The sequence below is a fragment of the Parabacteroides massiliensis genome, from assembly GCF_900155425.1.
In the GTDB taxonomy this organism is placed as follows: Bacteria; Bacteroidota; Bacteroidia; order Bacteroidales; family Tannerellaceae; genus Parabacteroides; species Parabacteroides massiliensis.
The window spans coordinates 1380339-1396540 of the sequence record NZ_LT700191.1 but is presented as its reverse complement, the minus strand read 5'-3'; the positions used below and the strand labels follow the sequence as shown (position 1 = coordinate 1396540).

The following is a 16202-nucleotide window of genomic DNA, read 5'->3' as shown; positions in this document are numbered from 1 at the left end:
AATAAAAACATCATGAGAAAAATCTTTCTTTATTTCAGCCTCCTTCTCTTCATGCAAACTGCCTTTGCCGCAGACAGCTTGTTTGTCAGAAAGCCGCAGATCCCGATACTGATCGACCGGACAGACAATATCCTGTTGGAAATGCGTGTACAGGCACACAAAGGAGATGTGCTCAACAAACTTTCCCTGCAATTCAAAGAGGGAACCGACTTAAACGACATAAAAGCCTTACGCTTTTTCTATAGCGGAACGGAAGCGACTTCCCGACAGGGAAAACATTTCCGCCCCGTTTCCTATATTTCCAGCCATGCGGAAGGTAAGACGAAGGCTGCCAATCCCTCTTACTCCGTCAAGCAGAGCGAAGTGACGGATATCGCCAATGTCGTAACCTTCACCAGCAACCAGCCGATGGTGGAAGGTGTCAACTATTACTGGGTCAGTATCGAGATGAAACCTGAGACCTCCCTGTCGGCCTCCTTTAGCGTCCTGATGCCGGCAGCCGAGATCAACGACAGGCCGGCGACAATCGTGTGGGACAGCAAATCGGATATCTGCCGCATGGGAATAGGCGTCCGCCACGCCGGTGACGACGGGGTGGCAGCCTACCGTATTCCGGGGTTGGTGACAACCAACAACGGGACGCTTCTGGGCGTGTACGACATTCGCTACAACAGCAGTGTAGACCTACAGGAGAAAGTCGATATAGGAGTAAGCCGCAGCACCGACAAGGGACAGACCTGGGAACCGATGCGTGTGGCAATGACGTTCGGCGAAACGGGCGGCCTGCCTCACGCACAGAACGGTGTGGGCGACCCGTCTATTCTGGTGGACGAAAAGACAAATACGATCTGGGTCGTTGCCGCTTGGACACACGGGATGGGTAACGGACGTGCATGGTGGAATTCTATGCCGGGCATGGAACCGGACAACACGGCGCAATTGATGCTTGTCAAAAGCGAAGACGACGGCAAGACCTGGAGCCAACCGATCAATATCACATCACAGGTAAAAGATCCTTCCTGGTACTTCCTGTTGCAGGGACCGGGCCGGGGGATCACGATGAAAGACGGGACACTGGTTTTCCCGATCCAGTTCATCGATTCCACCCGTGTGCCGAACGCCGGCATCATGTATAGTAAAGACCGGGGAACTACCTGGCATCTGCATAACCTGGCACGTACGAACACGACCGAAGCACAGGTCGCCGAAGTCGAACCGGGTGTCCTGATGCTAAACATGCGTGACAACCGGGGAGGCAGCCGTGCCGTGGCCACCACACGCGACCTGGGCAAGACTTGGAACGAACATCCGTCCAGCCGCAGCGCCTTGCAGGAACCGGTTTGTATGGCAAGCCTCATCCACGTGGATGCCAAAGACAACATCACGGGAAAAGACCTGCTGATCTTCTCCAATCCGAACACGACGAAGGGACGTAACCATATCACCATAAAGGTTAGTACGGACGGAGGCATGACCTGGCCGCTCTCCAACCAAGTAACGCTGGACGAAGACGAAGGCTGGGGCTATTCCTGCCTGTCCATGATCGACAAGGAGACGGTCGGCATCTTCTACGAATCGAGCGTCGCTCATATGACTTTCCAAGCTGTCAAACTGTCTGATCTGGTGAAGTAGTCCTGCGTATGAAACGCATACTGTTCATATTAGTAAGTTTATATACAGGGATATGGGTTGTGCAAGCAGCCGATATCCCTCATTTGCTTCCTTGCCCGCAGAAAGTGGTCTGGAACGGAGAAAAGTTCCGACATGCAGGAACTTTTGTTTCCCTTACGGAAAACTTGAGTTCCATAGGCCTGAAACAAACGGCAGGCAATCAGGTAACAGATGCCACATCAGGTCGTCCGGCTCTTTCGGTCAAATGGGCCAAGGATTTTCCCGATATACCTATCAATCGTGATGAAGCCTATAAACTGCGTGTCACGTCAAAAGGAATAGAGATCGAAGCCATTACGGAAACGGGTGTATACAGGGCGATCCAGACATTACGCCAACTGACGGAAAAGAAAGGTAACGGCATCGCAATCACCGGATGCGAGATCACCGACTGGCCCGCCTTCCGTATCCGCGGCTTCATGCAGGATGTGGGACGTACTTATATCTCGATGGACGAACTGAAACGGGAAATAGCGATCCTGGCACGTTATAAGATAAACGTCTTCCATTGGCATCTGACGGAAAACCAAGCATGGCGCCTGCAAAGCAAGGTGTTCCCGATGCTGAACGACAGCGTCAACACGATCCGCCAGCCGGGGAAATACTACACGCTCGAAGAGGCACGGGAATTGGTCGATTTTTGTAAACAGCATCATGTCATGCTGATCCCGGAGATCGATATGCCCGGACACAGCGCCGCTTTCATCCGTACTTTCCGCCATGACATGCAAAGCCCGGAAGGGATGAAGATACTGAAACTCCTGGTCGACGAGGTTTGCGAAACGTTCGATGTTCCTTATCTGCATATCGGGACGGACGAAGTGCAGTTCACCAATCCGGATTTCGTACCCGAAATGGTCGCTTATGTCCGCTCCAAAGGGAAAAAGGTGATCTCCTGGAATCCGGGATGGCACTACAAGCCGGGAGAGATCGACATGACGCATCTGTGGAGTTACCGGGGGAAAGCCCAAAAAGGGATTCCGGCCATCGACTCCCGTTTCCACTATCTGAACCATTTCGACACTTTTGCCGACCTGTTCGCCCTCTACAACAGCCGTATCTACAACGAACCGCAGGGTAGCGATGATCTGGCCGGCACGATCCTGGCAATCTGGAACGACCGGATGATCCAGCCGGAAACCGATATCGTCAAACAGAATAACTTCTACCCGAATATGCTCGCCATAGCCGAACGTGCTTGGAAAGGGGGCGGTACTGAATATTTCGACAAGCAAGGGACGGTTTTACCACCGGCAGACAGTGAGATGTTCAAGGCTTTCGCTGATTTCGAAAACCGCCTGCTCTGGCATAAGGAGCATTGTTTCGAGGGATATCCGTTCGCTTACGTCAAACAGACGAACGTCAGGTGGCGTATCACGGACGCATTCCCGAACCAAGGCAACCTGACGGCATCATTCCCGCCTGAAAAGAAATTGAAATCCCACTATACATACGACAACAAAACGTATGGGACGCAGGATGCGACCGGCGCAGGCATCTACCTCCGCCACGTCTGGGGAACGCTCGTCCCGGGTATCTACAAGGAACCGCAAGAAAACCATACGGCGTATGCCTGGACTTGGGTCTACTCTCCGAAAGCACAAGATGTAGGAGCCTGGATAGAGTTCCAGAACTACAGCCGTTCGGAAATGGATCTGCCGCCACTTCCGGGGAAATGGGATTACCGGGAAAGCCGGGTGTGGGTGAACGACCGGGAGATTCTGCCTCCCGTCTGGACCGCCACGCACCGGACCAAATCCAACGAGGTTCTGCTCGGCAACGAAAACTGTGTCGTGCGTCCTCCCATGCCTGTCCATCTGCAAAAAGGATGGAACAAGGTATTTATGAAACTTCCGGTCGGAAAGTTCACCGGACCGGAAATCCGCTTGCAAAAGTGGATGTTCACTTTCGTATTTGTCACACCTGACGGTGAAAAGGCTGTGGACGACCTGGTCTATTCACCCGATAAGAAACGATAAACATATGAAAAAGATCCTGCTCTGTTTATTCATCGTATTGAGTGCCACGATCCAGGCACAAAAAATCAAGGTGGCCTGTGTCGGTAACAGTGTAACGTATGGCTACGGAATCGAGGACCGCGAAAAGAACAGTTATCCCGCCCAGCTCCAACGGATGTTAGGCGACGGATACGAAGTCGTCAACTTCGGGAAAAGCGGGGCGACGTTATTGCGAAGAGGACACCGTCCTTACAACGAACAGGAGGAATGCAAGGCTGCCCTCGACTTTGCCGCCGACCGGGTCGTCATCCATCTCGGACTGAACGACACAGACCCGCGTGACTGGCCAGATTACCGGGATGACTTCACAAAGGATTACCTGGCCCTGATCGACGCTTTCCGCCAAGCGAACCCGAAATGCAAAATCTGGATCTGCCGCCTGACACCGATCTCCCACCGCCATACGCGCTTTAAATCGGGCACACGCGACTGGTATTGGCAGATACAACGAAACATCGAAGACATTGCTACACTCGCCCATACCGGGCTGATCGACCTGCAAGCGGGGCTGTACAACCGTCCCGACCTCTTGCCCGATGCCTTGCATCCCACAGCCGAAGGAGCCGGAATCATCGCACGGACGGTTTGCCAGGCGTTGACCGGAGATTACGGGGGGCTTCAAATGCCCGTGACCTATTCGGACAATATGGTACTCCAACGGGAGAAACCGCTCCTGATAGCCGGGACAGCCAATGCCGGGGAAAAAGTGACGGTCGGCATTGCCGGGCAGAAAGGTGAAACGATAACGGCTCCCGACGGGAAATGGTCGGTCACCTTGCCACCGATGAAGGCCGGAGGCCCGTACACGTTGAGTATCTCGGCCGCATCCGGAACACTGGATTATACGAATGTCCTGATCGGCGAAGTATGGCTTTGTTCAGGCCAGTCGAATATGGCGTTCCAGGTCAGCAGCGCCATCGACAGCCAGCGGAAGGCTTTTCTGGAATTTGCCGCCAGGAAACCACAAATCCGCCTTTTCGATATGAAACCTCGATGGGCGACAAGTGCGGTGGAATGGGACATTTCAACACTGGATTCCCTCAACAGGCTCCAATATTATCGGGATACCGAGTGGAAGGAATGCAACGAAGAGACGGCCGATCGTTTCTCTGCAGTGGCCTTTGCTTTCGGGCAGATGTTGTCAGACAGCTTGCAAGTCCCGGTCGGACTTATCTTGAATGCCATAGGCGGTTCACCGACGGAAGCCTGGATAGACCGTAAAACCCTGGAATTCGAATTTCCCGATATCCTCTATGACTGGAAACACAATGATTTCATTCAAGGCTGGGCACGGGAACGCGCCGCCCTCAACATCCGCAAATCGACGAACAAGCAGCAACGGCATCCCTACGAACCTTGCTACTTATACGAGTCCGGCATCCGGCCGCTCGAAAAGTTCCCGATACGGGGTATCATCTGGTATCAGGGAGAATCGAATGCCCACAATATGGAAGCGCACGAGAAATTGTTCCATCTTTTGACAAAAAACTGGCGGGAGAACTGGGCGGAAGAATTACCTTTCTATTATGTGCAACTATCCAGCATCGACCGTCCCAGCTGGCCTTGGTTCCGGGACAGCCAGCGCCGGATGCTCCAATCGATCCCCAACAGCGGCATGGCAGTCAGCAGCGATCACGGCGACTCTTTGGATGTCCACCCACGCCACAAACGGGAGATAGGGGAACGCCTCGCTTACTGGGCGCTCAACAAGACGTACGGACACGAAGTCCTTCCTTCCGGTCCGCTCTACCGCTCGGTGACGTTCAAAGACAACGCAGCCTATGTCACATTCGATTACGGGAAAGGCATGCACAGTTCCGACGGCGACAAACTGCGCACTTTCGAGATTGCCGAACACGATGGCCTGTTCGTTCCTGCGGAGGCACAAATCATCGATGGAAAGACGATAAAAGTATGGAGCGACCAAATCCGGAACCCGAAATTCGTCCGTTACGGCTGGCAACCTTTCACCCGTGCCAATTTAGTGAATGAAGCGGGGCTTCCGGCTTCGACATTCCGTTCGGAAGCAACTTCGGTCAGCTGGTTCCGGCTGCCCGACCTGCCCGGGGTTAGCCAAAGCCCGTCATTAGGCCTATCCGCCCCGTTTACCGGCATCAGTGGCGGGCAATTATTAGTCGCCGGCGGATGTAACTTCCCCGGAAAACCGGTAACCCAAGGGGGAACGAAGCGATACTACAGCGAGATTTATGCACTCGACATCAGCGGACAAACAACCGAAGGATGGCGACTCGTGGGGCATCTCCCTGAGTCTCTTGCCTACGGAGCTTCGGCTACCACCCCTGAAGGAGTGATATGGATAGGAGGTTGTAACGAGAAGGGAGCATCCAGGCAAGTGATACGAATAAACTGGTCGGCAGAAAAAGGGGATATAGACATTCATCCGTTACCTGAACTGCCTGCCGAGATGGACAATTTTGGGGCAACTTATTCCGACGAGATTCTCTATATTGCCGGTGGAAACGTACATTCCGAACCTTCCTGCTCTTTTTTCGCGCTCGAACTGGGACAAAATATAGACAACGGATGGACAAAACTTCCGGATTTCCCCGATGCGGCACGTGTACAACCGGTCTTGGCCGCCCAACATTCACAAGACGGCACACGTATCTATCTGGCAGGAGGTTTCCAGCCCGCTTCAGCCAATCGGGAAGCCATCGTTGCAACCGATATGCTATCCTATCATCCCGCAACCGGACGATGGAAAAGCGAAGGTCTTTTGCCCGCTTTAGAGGATGGCTCGCCCCGTACCGTTACGGGAGGCTGCGCCGTCTCATCGGGCGATAGTTCCATCCTCCTGATAGGAGGCGTAAACTACAGCCGTTTCCGTGACGCTCTTAACCGTCCGTTACTAACGGAACAGGCGACGCACACGGGCAACCTCTCGTTACGGGATTCGTTGCAAAAAGAAGCCCAGAACTATCTGCTGCATCCTGACGGCTGGTATAAGTTCAATACCGCCCTCCTGCAATACAATACATTCACAAAACACTGGACCCGCTTAGGCGATTACGAAGAACTGGCACGCGCCGGAGCCGGCATCGCAAATAATGCCAACACAATAATCATAATTGGTGGAGAACTAAAACCGGGCATCCGCACGCCGGAGGTCAATGCGTTTCAGTAAAAGAGCGTACCCTCTATTTTTACAATAACCCTATTATTTCCTTATTACAGGGGGAAAAACGTACCATTTCGATTTGTCTTTTTCACACCATTCAGACGATTTCCCTGACACATACGACAACCGTCTGCCCATTCCTGAGCAAATCTGATTGCATTCGTCAACCTATTTCCGGATATCCCCAGCATTCGGGAAAATCCGAACTCCTGGAGAATCGAATATTTGGAAAGCGACCGGGGAGCATACAGCAATATGTGAAGCACCCGATGGCTGTTTTCAGGAGATCCGGCTCCTTATTTCCACGACGACCGTCTTCATCGCCACGACGACCGTCTTCGTTGCCGTGACTTGCCGGACTCATGAGGTATGAACATTGACTTCATGGCGATGAAGACGGTCGTCGTCGCAATTTTCTGCGCACCTCACGGAGAAACGACTTTCATGCTCATTCTATTTCTCCCTCAAAACAACCATCCGTAACATATTTAGCGCAGATCTGTAAGCTATTTCTGTACGTTTTTGACAATAAGCCCACTGTTAGGTTCCGAATAAATCAGCGCAACAGCTTCGGCGGGGGTAGAAGCGACTGCCCAAAGTCCGGCATGCTGCGAGCGCATGAAATGTTCGTCGACGGCTCGGCGGAACATCTCCAAAAGGGGATCGAAGTAACCGTTTATATTCAGGATGACGATCGGGTTGAGATACAAGCCTAACTGTTTCCAGGTGATGACTTCCAATAACTCCTCAAGAGTACCGCATCCGCCGGGAAGGGCAATCGCAGCTTCCGACAGGTCGGCCATCCGTTGTTTGCGTTCGTGCATGTTGTCCACTTCCACCAACTCAGTCAATCCTTTATGGCACCAGTTCTGTTCGACCATAAAATGGGGAATCACACCGGTCACGGTTCCACCGGCAGCCAAAGCACCGTCCGAGACGGCACACATCAGTCCGGTATTTCCCGCACCATTTATCACACGCAAATTCCGTTCACCCAGTAAGCGTCCCAATTCGGCTGCCGCCTCCCGATAGACAGGGGCCACCCGCGTGCTGGAAGCACAATAGACACAAACAGAAGCAATCCTATTTTTCTCTTTTTCCATTACTCATTTTCTCTTTATTTATATCATATCCGAACAAGGCGAAATCGCCCAGGCAGGGATCATCCGGGAAGATATGCGACAGAGCCTCGGTTATCTCAAGCGCCGTTTTCAAGGTGGCGGCTCGTTGCCGGGTCAAGCCAAGTTCCAATGAAATCTGGTGAACATGCGTATCCAACGGAATAATCAGCTGGCGAGGATGAAAGACAGTCTGCCAAATCCCGAAATCAACGATTCCATCGGTCCGGATCATCCAGCGAAGGAACATAGCCAGACGTTTACAGGCAGAAGTGCCGCCCATCACCGGAATGCCGTTTATGCCGGAAAAGAGATCCTGCAACCTAAGAACCGGATTCGGGTAGGGGCTTGCAGCCAATGCGTCTTCCAGCGAATCATACCGCTCATATATCTCTTTCAACCGATCACAGAGGGCACACAAGTCCGAATGCGTATAAAAGCGGTAAAACGTATCGCGTTTGCCGGCCGGGACATCCGAAACCAGTTCCCGGTAGCGCCCGGACAATATCCATTCGCAAGGGCTTCCGCCCATCCGGCTATGCAGCCAGTCTGCCTTACGGAGGATCAGTTCCCGGCGTCCATAAGAGATCCAGGAAGTGATAAAAGCGGATATTTCGATATCCCGCCTCCCCGTAAACCTATGGGGAAACTGAACCGGGTCATCGGGTATAAAAGACTTCACATTATAGGTTCCGGCCCATTCCTTCAATTTCTCTTTCAGTTGTTCGTCCATCCCTTATTTCATCTTTAAGAAATACTGCCGCCGGTCTTCGGGATAATGCTCGATGGCGTAGCGGAGAGCCGTACGCGGAAGCCGGGTCGCATAACGTTCCAGAAAGTCGGTGAGGGTATCCCGGTCTCTTTTGCCCACCTCGCGGAGCATCCATCCTACGGCTTTATGCATCAAGTCATGTTTATGCGTCATCAACCGTTCGGCCAACGCCAGTGTATCGGTAAAATCCGAACGGCGGATAAAGGCCCAGGTACAGACAATCGAAATCCGCTGCTCCCACAGATTATCACTGGCAGCCAGTTCATACAGGACGGAACGGTCCCGATCCACCAAATATTCGCCGACAATATCCCGGCAGGACAAATCCACCAAATCCCAATTATTGCAACGACGGGTATTCTTCAGATAGAAACGATACATCTTTTCCCGTTCAGTTTCCGGCGTCTTTTTATCCTGGAAACGATAGACCAAAACCAACAGGGCACAAAGACGGGCCTCATGCCAGGGACTATCCAGCAGGCGCTGCAATTCATCGAGAGGCATAGCTTTGTTAGCTTTCGCAATGCTGCGGGTTTGCGGGACGACGACACCTAAAAAGCGGTCGCCTTCGCCATACTGCCCCGGCCCGGTCTTGAAAAACCGGCTCAGATGGGCGGCTTTTTCGGGTGAACCGACCGATTGCAGTTCACTCAGCACAAACTCCGCCGTCATGGACGCAGCACCCGTGACACAGGACGGTCGCCTTCCAGGAATCCGATTACATTGTTGCAGACCGTACGTGCCATGATAATACGCGTTTCTAACGTCTGTGTCCCGATATGGGGCGTAAGGACGACATTTTCCATTTCCAGCAACTCCGGCGAAGGATAATCGCCAAACTCGAATACATCCAGGCCGGCGCCATGAATCGTCCCGTCTTTCAACGCCTGCACCAAAGCCTTTTCATCGACCAAAGGACCGCGGCCGGTATTGATCAGGACAGCTGTCGGTTTCATCTGCTTCAGTTCGGCTTCACCGATGATATGATAGGTTTCCGGTGTATAAGGGGCATTCAAAGAGACAAAATCGGATTGGGCGAGGAGCTCTTCTTTGGAAACGTAAGTCACGTTCAGCCTTGTCTCTTCTTCGACATACAGCTGACGGCGGTTGTGATAGAGTACTTCCATACCACAGGCATTCGCCCGTTTGGCAAGTGCTTTCCCGATACGTCCCATACCGATGATACCCAACGTCTTCCCGGTCACGTTGATACCTAAATTCTCCAAGACGCCGACTTTCATGCCGAGGCCTTCCCGGCGCAACTTACGGTCACATTCGGTAATGCGACGTGCCACATCGAGCATCAATCCGAGCGCGAGATTGGCGGTAGGGGCCGTCACAGGATCGGGAGTATTGGCAACCGTGATCCCTTTTTCGAGGCAGTAGGCGACATCGATATTGTTGTAACCGACGGCATAGTTTGCCACCATCTTCAGTTTGGGGGCACGGTCGATCAATTCCTTATTTACCGGAAAATCGAACATCGAGCATAACACGTCATACTCCGGTATCATCTCTAAAACTTCTTCGTACGTAAAATCTCTTCCTTCGGGAAAAGTAACCTCATACTTGCTTTCCAACTCGGTAAAACCTTCGCGGAACATGTCGTAAGTGACTAATATCTTTGTCATAACCATTCTTTTTATTCAACTTATGAAGGTAAATGATGATTTATTCGCTTATAATTAAATTATTATACATCATTAATACCCTGCAAAAATACAAAATTATCCGTTACTTCCGGGGTTGATTTGAAAGTGCATGGTCGCGGATAAACCGGACGGCCAAGGGAAAAGCGGCATCGCGCATAGAGCCGTGGTCGAAACCGCCTAATTCGTAAAGGGTCACATCGGGATGGCCGAGCAATTTGAAGAGGCGGTAGAAATAGGCGGACTCTTCATAGCGGCCATACAGTTCCTTTTCTCGATCGCCGGAAAGGATCAGGATAGGGGCGCAGTCTTTCCGGACATGAAACAAGGGAGCTGTTTCGTCGATTGTCGGTTGCAGCGGTTTCAGTCCCCGCTGGTTGCGAGTTTCGAAATGAGTGATTACCTGGCCGCTGAAAGGGATGATCCCGGCAAGCTTGTCGGCATCTTTTCCATAACGCGCCAACTGCGTTTTATCCAGTCCGACCATATCGACCAGGTAGCCGCCTGCGGAATGGCCGGCGATATAGATAGAGGAGGGGTCACCTCCGTATTTTCCGATATTATCGAATACCCAAGCAACGGCAGCAGCGGCATCGTCCACGATCTCCATCGTTTTCACATGCGGCGACAAGCGGTATTCGACACCAACGACTACCAATCCGTCCGTCAACAATTGAGATGGAACTTCACGGCTGCCACCGGTCAGGCCGCCGCCATGAAACCAGACCACGACAGGCGCGTTTTGCACACCCGGCCGGTAAGCAATATCCAGACGGCACATTTTAGAAGCATATTCATCACCCGTATTTTCCCGGTACGGGACATTACGTTCATAGGTATAATCGGCTGCAACAGCCATCACAGCAAACCAGACAAGCAGAAAAGTCAACCCGATTTTATTCATCATATTATCGCTAAATTTGAATTGATTAAACACAAAAAAACATCCACCAAATGTAACCAGCTTTTTGCAACTAAGCAAACAATCTTCCATTTCCCGCCTCCTTTTTCCTATGAAACCCGATTATTTCCTATTTTTGTATTCCGATAACGAGTATCTTATTACCTGTCAACAACTGCTATGGTTCTAAATTATATCTGGATCGCCTTCTTTCTGATCGCCTTCGTGGTGGCGCTTTGCAAACTGGTCATCGGTGGAGACACGGAAGTTTTCACCAACATCATCAACGCTTCTTTTGCTTCGGCAAAGACAGGGTTCGAAATATCCCTCGGACTGACAGGCGTCCTGGCTCTTTGGCTCGGCATAATGAAAATCGGGGAAAGAGGAGGCGTGATACAGGCGTTTGCCCGACTGACGGCGCCCGTATTCAGCAAGCTCTTTCCGGGAATACCGAAAGACCATCCGGCAACGGGTTCCATCTTCATGTGCATTTCGGCCAACCTGTTAGGCTTGGACAATGCCGCCACGCCGATGGGACTGAAAGCCATGAAAGAGTTGCAGGAACTGAACACGCAGAAGGATTCCGCCAGTGATCCGATGATCATGTTCCTTTGCATCAACGCTTCGGGACTGACGTTGATCCCGGTCTCCATCATGACCTACCGGGCACAGATGGGGGCGGCAAACCCGGCCGATGTCTTCCTGCCCCTTATGCTCGCGACCTTCTCTTCCACCCTGGTAGCCATACTGGCGGTCTGTATCAAACAACGGATCAACATCCTGCAACGCAACCTGCTGCTTTTCTTCGGTGGCATGATCGCATTCATCGGTGGCTTGGCGTTGCTTTTCGGGATGATGAGCCAGCAATCGGTCTCCCTCTACTCTACCCTGTTTGCCAACATTTTGCTTTTCTCCATCATATGCGGATTCATCATCAGCGGAATTCGTAAGAAAATCAATGTCTACGACACCTTTATCGAAGGAGCGAAAGAGGGTTTCCAAACCGCCGTGACGATTATCCCCTACCTCATCGCCGTATTGGTCGCCATCGCTGTTTTCCGGGCTTCTGGAGCGATGGATTTCCTGATCAACGGCATCCGCATGGGAGTCACGGCAGCAGGACTGGACACGCAGTTCGTGGAAGGCCTACCTACCATGCTGATGAAACCGCTCAGCGGCAGCGGGGCGCGGGGCATGATGCTGGATGCGATGAACACCTACGGCGCGGATTCGTTCATAGGCCGCCTCTGCTCTATCGTGCAGGGATCGAGCGACACGACTTTCTACGTCGTCGCCCTTTATTTCGGCAGTGTCGGAATCCGCAACACCTACTATACGATTCCCTGTTCGCTGCTAGCCGATTTAGCCGGAGCGATCGCGGCGGTAGCTATGACGTATCTGTTTTTTACCTGAAAATAATTCGTATCTTCGTCCTATCTAAATTGCAATAAAGTATGGAACAACAAGATATCCGCTGGAAACAACGTTTTCAGAATTTCGACAAGGCCTTCCTCCGATTAAGCAAGGCGATGTTAATCATACGGGAAGATCCGGACAATTTTCTCCTGCAAGCCGGATTGATCCAGATATATGAATTTACATTCGAACTTTCGTGGAAAACATTGAAAGATTATCTGGAAGCAGAAGGGTTCACCTGCCCTTCTCCGCGTGCCACACTCCGGCAAGCCTTCCAATCCGGGTACATCCAAGAGGGCGATTTATGGTTGCAAGCCTTGAATGACCGGAATCTGACAACTCACACGTATGACGAAGAAACGGCTCTGTCGGTAGCGAATAACATTCAAACGAGCTATTTCCCCTTACTAAAAGCATTGCATACATGGTTGGAAATACAATCACACGATTAGGGCTTACACCGAGACATCAGGAAATCATCGATCGGATCTTTTCCCGATATCCGCATGTCGAGGAAGCAATCGTATTCGGTTCGAGGGCCAAAGGCAATTACAAACCCGGTTCAGATATAGATATGGCCATTAAAGGCGCAACTTTGACAAAAGAGGATATATGCAGCCTTGCAGGAGCATTCGAAGAATCTCTCCTACCCTTTTTCGTCGACCTACTCGCCTACTCGTCCATCTCCAATCCCGATTTGAAAGCACATATCGACAGGGTTGGAATAACGATTTACAAACAGTAGAAACAACCGGACATTTATGACGTATCTGTTTTTTACCTAATATCAAAATGACACCGCCTACCATGCAATTCGGATTAGTAGGGCATGTTTTTGGAATTAGTATAGCGGGTAATATTTTTTAACATATCATTCGGTAAGATAAAATATAAAAAGAATAACAATATGGCAATAGCATTTTACGCGGAAGACATCAAGCTTCCGGCAATTAAAAAGAGAGCGGTCGGTAACTGGGTAAAGGAAGTCGCCGCCACATACGGGAAGAAAGTCGGCGACATCAGCTATATCTTCTGCTCCGACGAGAAGATACTGGAAGTAAACCGCCAGTACCTCCAACACGATTATTATACGGATATCATCACATTTGACTACACCAGTGGCGATAAGATATCCGGAGACCTGTTTATCAGCCTCGACACGGTGAAGAGCAATTCAGAGACCTTCAACACCCCCTACAACGAAGAACTCCACCGTACCATCATCCACGGCATCCTCCACCTCTGCGGCATCAACGATAAAGGACCCGGAGAACGCGAAATCATGGAAGCCAACGAAAACAAAGCTTTGGCGATATTGCCGGAGGAATGCCGGGAGAGTTAAAATTCCCGGTTGAATCACGCTAATATTCATTAAAAACATAATATATCATGAATAAATACCTTTTAATCTTTTGTTTGCTGCCTTTTGCTCTAGTGGCACAAATACCGAAGAGTATTCCTTTTGAAGAGAAGAACCAGCAGCGGATCAACGAAATAGCTGGTTATTTAGAAGAAAAACCGGCAGGATTCGGTGTATCCTATCACAACCGCTCAGAGTGGGAAAAAATCAAAGACAAAATAGATTATCCCTCTATCCTGCAAAAGGCAGAGGAAGTTCTGAATACAGAAATGCCAGCTTGGGATGATGAACTTTATTTGGAATTTTCAAGGAACGGAGTCAGACCTCCCGGAGAGAAAATGCTGAATGCCAGAAAATCACGTCTGGCTCCGTTGGTCTGGGCCGAATGTATAGAAAACAAAGGACGTTTTGTCCCCAAAATAGAATCGACATTGAAAGACCTGATCTCTCATCGCTCTTGGATACTCCCGGCCCACGACGCTTCTCTGGATGTATTTTACGGAAAGAAACATGAAGTCGATCTGGTAGCTGCTGCTTTTGTCCATGAGTTAGCAGAAACTCTTTATTTCTTGGATGACAAGATAAGCGAACCGGTCAGGCAAGAGGTAATAGATTCTATGTATACCCGTGCCTTCAATCCGGTTAAAGATGCATTGCAAACCGGACAAGGATATACCTTTAACTGGTTCAATAATACAAATAACTGGAATGCTGTTTGTTTGGCAGGAGTCACCAGTGCCGCTGTCGGAGTCATAAAAGACCGGAAAGAACGGGCCTTGTTTGTTGCCGCTGCTGAATATTATTCGCAGAACAGTGTATTGGGATACGCAGATGACGGATATTGCACGGAAGGACTGGGATATTTCAATTACGGATTCCAACATTATATCATTTTACGGGAACAGTTATATCAGCGCACAAAAGGAGCCATAGATCTGTTCAAAGGCGAGAAGATGAAAAAAATAGCGATGTATGGCATCAATTTCGAAATCATCAATGGAGCCTATCCCGCTTTTGCAGACTGCCGGATCGGAGTAACTGTTTCTCCTCAGATTTTATGGTACTGCAACCACAATTTGGGATTAGGGTTACCTGCCTACGACCAGCTTGACTCTCAGAAACTTCTTCCTTCTGTATTCACAGCGATGTTGCTTTTCCCAAATACAGCGTCACAAAACTCCACTCCTGTAGAAAGTTCGGCAAAGGCAGAGGGAAAACAACCTATCAGGACATTCTTCGACAAAGCCGGTGTATTAATCTGCCGACCGGAGAATCCAACAGCTCATTCTATGGGAGTCGCTTTAAAAGGAGGAAATAATGACGAACACCACAATCATAATGACATCGGGAGTTATTCTCTTATTATAGGAGATGAAACATTGGCGGGTGATCCGGGTGGCCCTTACCATTATGCAGGTGCGATGTGGACGGAAAAACGATACACATTCAAGTCTATTTCCTCTTTCGGCCATCCAGTTGCAGTGATCGACCAGACACTACAAAAAGCAGGAAAAGAGTTTAGGGCAGAAATAATCGGAACGAATTTCACGTCCACCCGTGACGAATATACTTTGGACTTAACAAAAGCCTATGATTGCCCGAATCTGAAGTCATATACACGCAAATTTGTCTATGATCGCAACGGAAAAGGAAGCCTATTAGTTGAAGACCATTTCGAACTAAATAAAGCCGGTTCTTTTGAATCTGCAGTGATAACACTGGCCGATTGGCAGGAAATAGGAGACAACAAAATAAAACTATCAGGCAAACAGCATACGGCCCATATAAAAATAGAGGTTTCCTCTCCCAAAGGATATACCATCATTCCGGAAAAGATACAAGAAAACGGTCCTGAGTTTTCCCGTATTGGAATTCGGCTGAATGAAAAATCAAAAGAAGGCTACATCCGTACATTTTTTGAGGCTGAATAAAAAGCTTGGAAGTGTGTCGAAATTGCATGAAAGTATATTTTGACACACCTCCATGCTAATACCGGCCGTATAATGCTTGCCAACAATCTAAGATTACTCGCTATCATTGCCACAAATACTCATCCCAAACGACCATCTGCTCATTTGCCGGATACCTGCTCGGTATTATCACATAGATTTGAATTTCTGGAAACAGATAAATAAGGAATTGGCAATAATTTAATTAT

14 protein-coding genes are annotated in these 16202 nt (G+C 50.1%); 8 read left to right on the top strand and 6 right to left on the bottom strand.

Going from position 1 to position 16202, the window contains the following annotated elements; genetic code table 11:
* Positions 1-12: 12 nt before the first annotated feature.
* Genes BQ9893_RS16800 through BQ9893_RS16790 form a run of 3 tightly spaced genes read left to right on the top strand, consistent with a single transcriptional unit; the run spans position 13 to position 6834 of the window.
* Entirely contained in the window at positions 13-1632 is a 1620-nt protein-coding gene (locus tag BQ9893_RS16800; RefSeq protein ID WP_075966996.1) for a sialidase family protein, read from the top strand.
* An 8-nt stretch (positions 1633-1640) separates the two neighbouring features.
* Complete coding sequence (locus BQ9893_RS16795) at positions 1641-3650, top strand: family 20 glycosylhydrolase (RefSeq protein WP_075966995.1); 2010 nt, start codon at positions 1641-1643, stop codon at positions 3648-3650.
* A gap of 4 nt (positions 3651-3654) precedes the next feature.
* Entirely contained in the window at positions 3655-6834 is a 3180-nt protein-coding gene (locus tag BQ9893_RS16790; protein ID WP_075966994.1) for a cyclically-permuted mutarotase family protein, read from the top strand.
* Positions 6835-6991: 157 nt separating this feature from the next.
* On the opposite strand, the gene BQ9893_RS21445 is transcribed toward BQ9893_RS16790, so the two are convergent.
* The 6 genes from BQ9893_RS21445 to BQ9893_RS16765 form a co-directional block, all read right to left on the bottom strand.
* Positions 6992-7192: a hypothetical protein gene (locus BQ9893_RS21445; RefSeq protein ID WP_139322618.1), complete on the bottom strand. Its 201-nt coding sequence runs from the start codon at positions 7190-7192 to the stop codon at positions 6992-6994.
* Positions 7193-7334: 142 nt separating this feature from the next.
* The gene (locus BQ9893_RS16785; RefSeq protein WP_075966993.1) at positions 7335-7931 is read right to left on the bottom strand and encodes an LOG family protein; all 597 of its coding nucleotides are present in this window, start codon (positions 7929-7931) and stop codon (positions 7335-7337) included.
* A complete protein-coding gene (locus tag BQ9893_RS16780; RefSeq protein WP_075966992.1) occupies positions 7912-8679 on the bottom strand; it encodes a TIGR02757 family protein in 768 nt (255 codons plus the stop codon). Before BQ9893_RS16780 ends, BQ9893_RS16785 begins: the two co-directional genes overlap by 20 nt.
* Positions 8680-8682: 3 nt before the next feature.
* Positions 8683-9390 (bottom strand): DNA alkylation repair protein, encoded by a 708-nt coding sequence (locus BQ9893_RS16775; protein ID WP_075966991.1) that lies wholly within the window; start codon positions 9388-9390, stop codon positions 8683-8685.
* Positions 9387-10349 (bottom strand): 2-hydroxyacid dehydrogenase family protein, encoded by a 963-nt coding sequence (locus tag BQ9893_RS16770; protein WP_075967424.1) that lies wholly within the window; start codon positions 10347-10349, stop codon positions 9387-9389. The genes BQ9893_RS16775 and BQ9893_RS16770 overlap by 4 nt, the downstream gene beginning before the upstream one ends.
* 103 nt (positions 10350-10452) lie before the next feature.
* A complete protein-coding gene (locus tag BQ9893_RS16765; RefSeq protein ID WP_075967423.1) occupies positions 10453-11274 on the bottom strand; it encodes an alpha/beta hydrolase in 822 nt (273 codons plus the stop codon).
* A gap of 174 nt (positions 11275-11448) precedes the next feature.
* Here BQ9893_RS16765 and BQ9893_RS16760 point away from each other — a divergent pair, with 174 nt between their 5' ends.
* The 5 genes from BQ9893_RS16760 (at position 11449) to BQ9893_RS16740 (ending at position 15975) form a co-directional block, all read left to right on the top strand.
* Entirely contained in the window at positions 11449-12681 is a 1233-nt protein-coding gene (locus BQ9893_RS16760; RefSeq protein ID WP_075966990.1) for a nucleoside recognition domain-containing protein, read from the top strand.
* 41 nt (positions 12682-12722) lie between these two features.
* Positions 12723-13136, top strand: a complete 414-nt coding sequence (locus tag BQ9893_RS16755; RefSeq protein ID WP_075966989.1) for a nucleotidyltransferase substrate binding protein — start codon at positions 12723-12725, stop codon at positions 13134-13136.
* A complete protein-coding gene (locus BQ9893_RS16750) occupies positions 13109-13429 on the top strand; it encodes a nucleotidyltransferase family protein (protein ID WP_075966988.1) in 321 nt (106 codons plus the stop codon). The genes BQ9893_RS16755 and BQ9893_RS16750 overlap by 28 nt, the downstream gene beginning before the upstream one ends.
* Positions 13430-13591: 162 nt before the next feature.
* Complete coding sequence (gene ybeY / locus BQ9893_RS16745) at positions 13592-14026, top strand: rRNA maturation RNase YbeY (protein WP_075966987.1); 435 nt, start codon at positions 13592-13594, stop codon at positions 14024-14026.
* 47 nt (positions 14027-14073) lie between these two features.
* Positions 14074-15975, top strand: coding sequence for a heparinase II/III domain-containing protein (locus BQ9893_RS16740; RefSeq protein WP_244155165.1), 1902 nt, complete (start codon positions 14074-14076; stop codon positions 15973-15975).
* The last annotated feature ends 227 nt before the right edge of the window (positions 15976-16202 follow it).

What these genes read in the sequence shown, in the direction of transcription:
- BQ9893_RS16800 (WP_075966996.1), top strand. Translation starts at nt 13, where the DNA reads ATGAGAAAAATCTTTCTTTATTTCAGCCTCCTTCTCTTCATGCAAACT.
- BQ9893_RS16795 (WP_075966995.1), top strand. Translation starts at nt 1,641, where the DNA reads ATGAAACGCATACTGTTCATATTAGTAAGTTTATATACAGGGATATGG.
- BQ9893_RS16790 (WP_075966994.1), top strand. Translation starts at nt 3,655, where the DNA reads ATGAAAAAGATCCTGCTCTGTTTATTCATCGTATTGAGTGCCACGATC.
- BQ9893_RS21445 (WP_139322618.1), bottom strand. Translation starts at nt 7,192, where the DNA reads ATGAGTCCGGCAAGTCACGGCAACGAAGACGGTCGTCGTGGCGATGAA.
- BQ9893_RS16785 (WP_075966993.1), bottom strand. Translation starts at nt 7,931, where the DNA reads ATGGAAAAAGAGAAAAATAGGATTGCTTCTGTTTGTGTCTATTGTGCT.
- BQ9893_RS16780 (WP_075966992.1), bottom strand. Translation starts at nt 8,679, where the DNA reads ATGGACGAACAACTGAAAGAGAAATTGAAGGAATGGGCCGGAACCTAT.
- BQ9893_RS16775 (WP_075966991.1), bottom strand. Translation starts at nt 9,390, where the DNA reads ATGACGGCGGAGTTTGTGCTGAGTGAACTGCAATCGGTCGGTTCACCC.
- BQ9893_RS16770 (WP_075967424.1), bottom strand. Translation starts at nt 10,349, where the DNA reads ATGACAAAGATATTAGTCACTTACGACATGTTCCGCGAAGGTTTTACC.
- BQ9893_RS16765 (WP_075967423.1), bottom strand. Translation starts at nt 11,274, where the DNA reads ATGATGAATAAAATCGGGTTGACTTTTCTGCTTGTCTGGTTTGCTGTG.
- BQ9893_RS16760 (WP_075966990.1), top strand. Translation starts at nt 11,449, where the DNA reads ATGGTTCTAAATTATATCTGGATCGCCTTCTTTCTGATCGCCTTCGTG.
- BQ9893_RS16755 (WP_075966989.1), top strand. Translation starts at nt 12,723, where the DNA reads ATGGAACAACAAGATATCCGCTGGAAACAACGTTTTCAGAATTTCGAC.
- BQ9893_RS16750 (WP_075966988.1), top strand. Translation starts at nt 13,109, where the DNA reads ATGGTTGGAAATACAATCACACGATTAGGGCTTACACCGAGACATCAG.
- ybeY (WP_075966987.1), top strand. Translation starts at nt 13,592, where the DNA reads ATGGCAATAGCATTTTACGCGGAAGACATCAAGCTTCCGGCAATTAAA.
- BQ9893_RS16740 (WP_244155165.1), top strand. Translation starts at nt 14,074, where the DNA reads ATGAATAAATACCTTTTAATCTTTTGTTTGCTGCCTTTTGCTCTAGTG.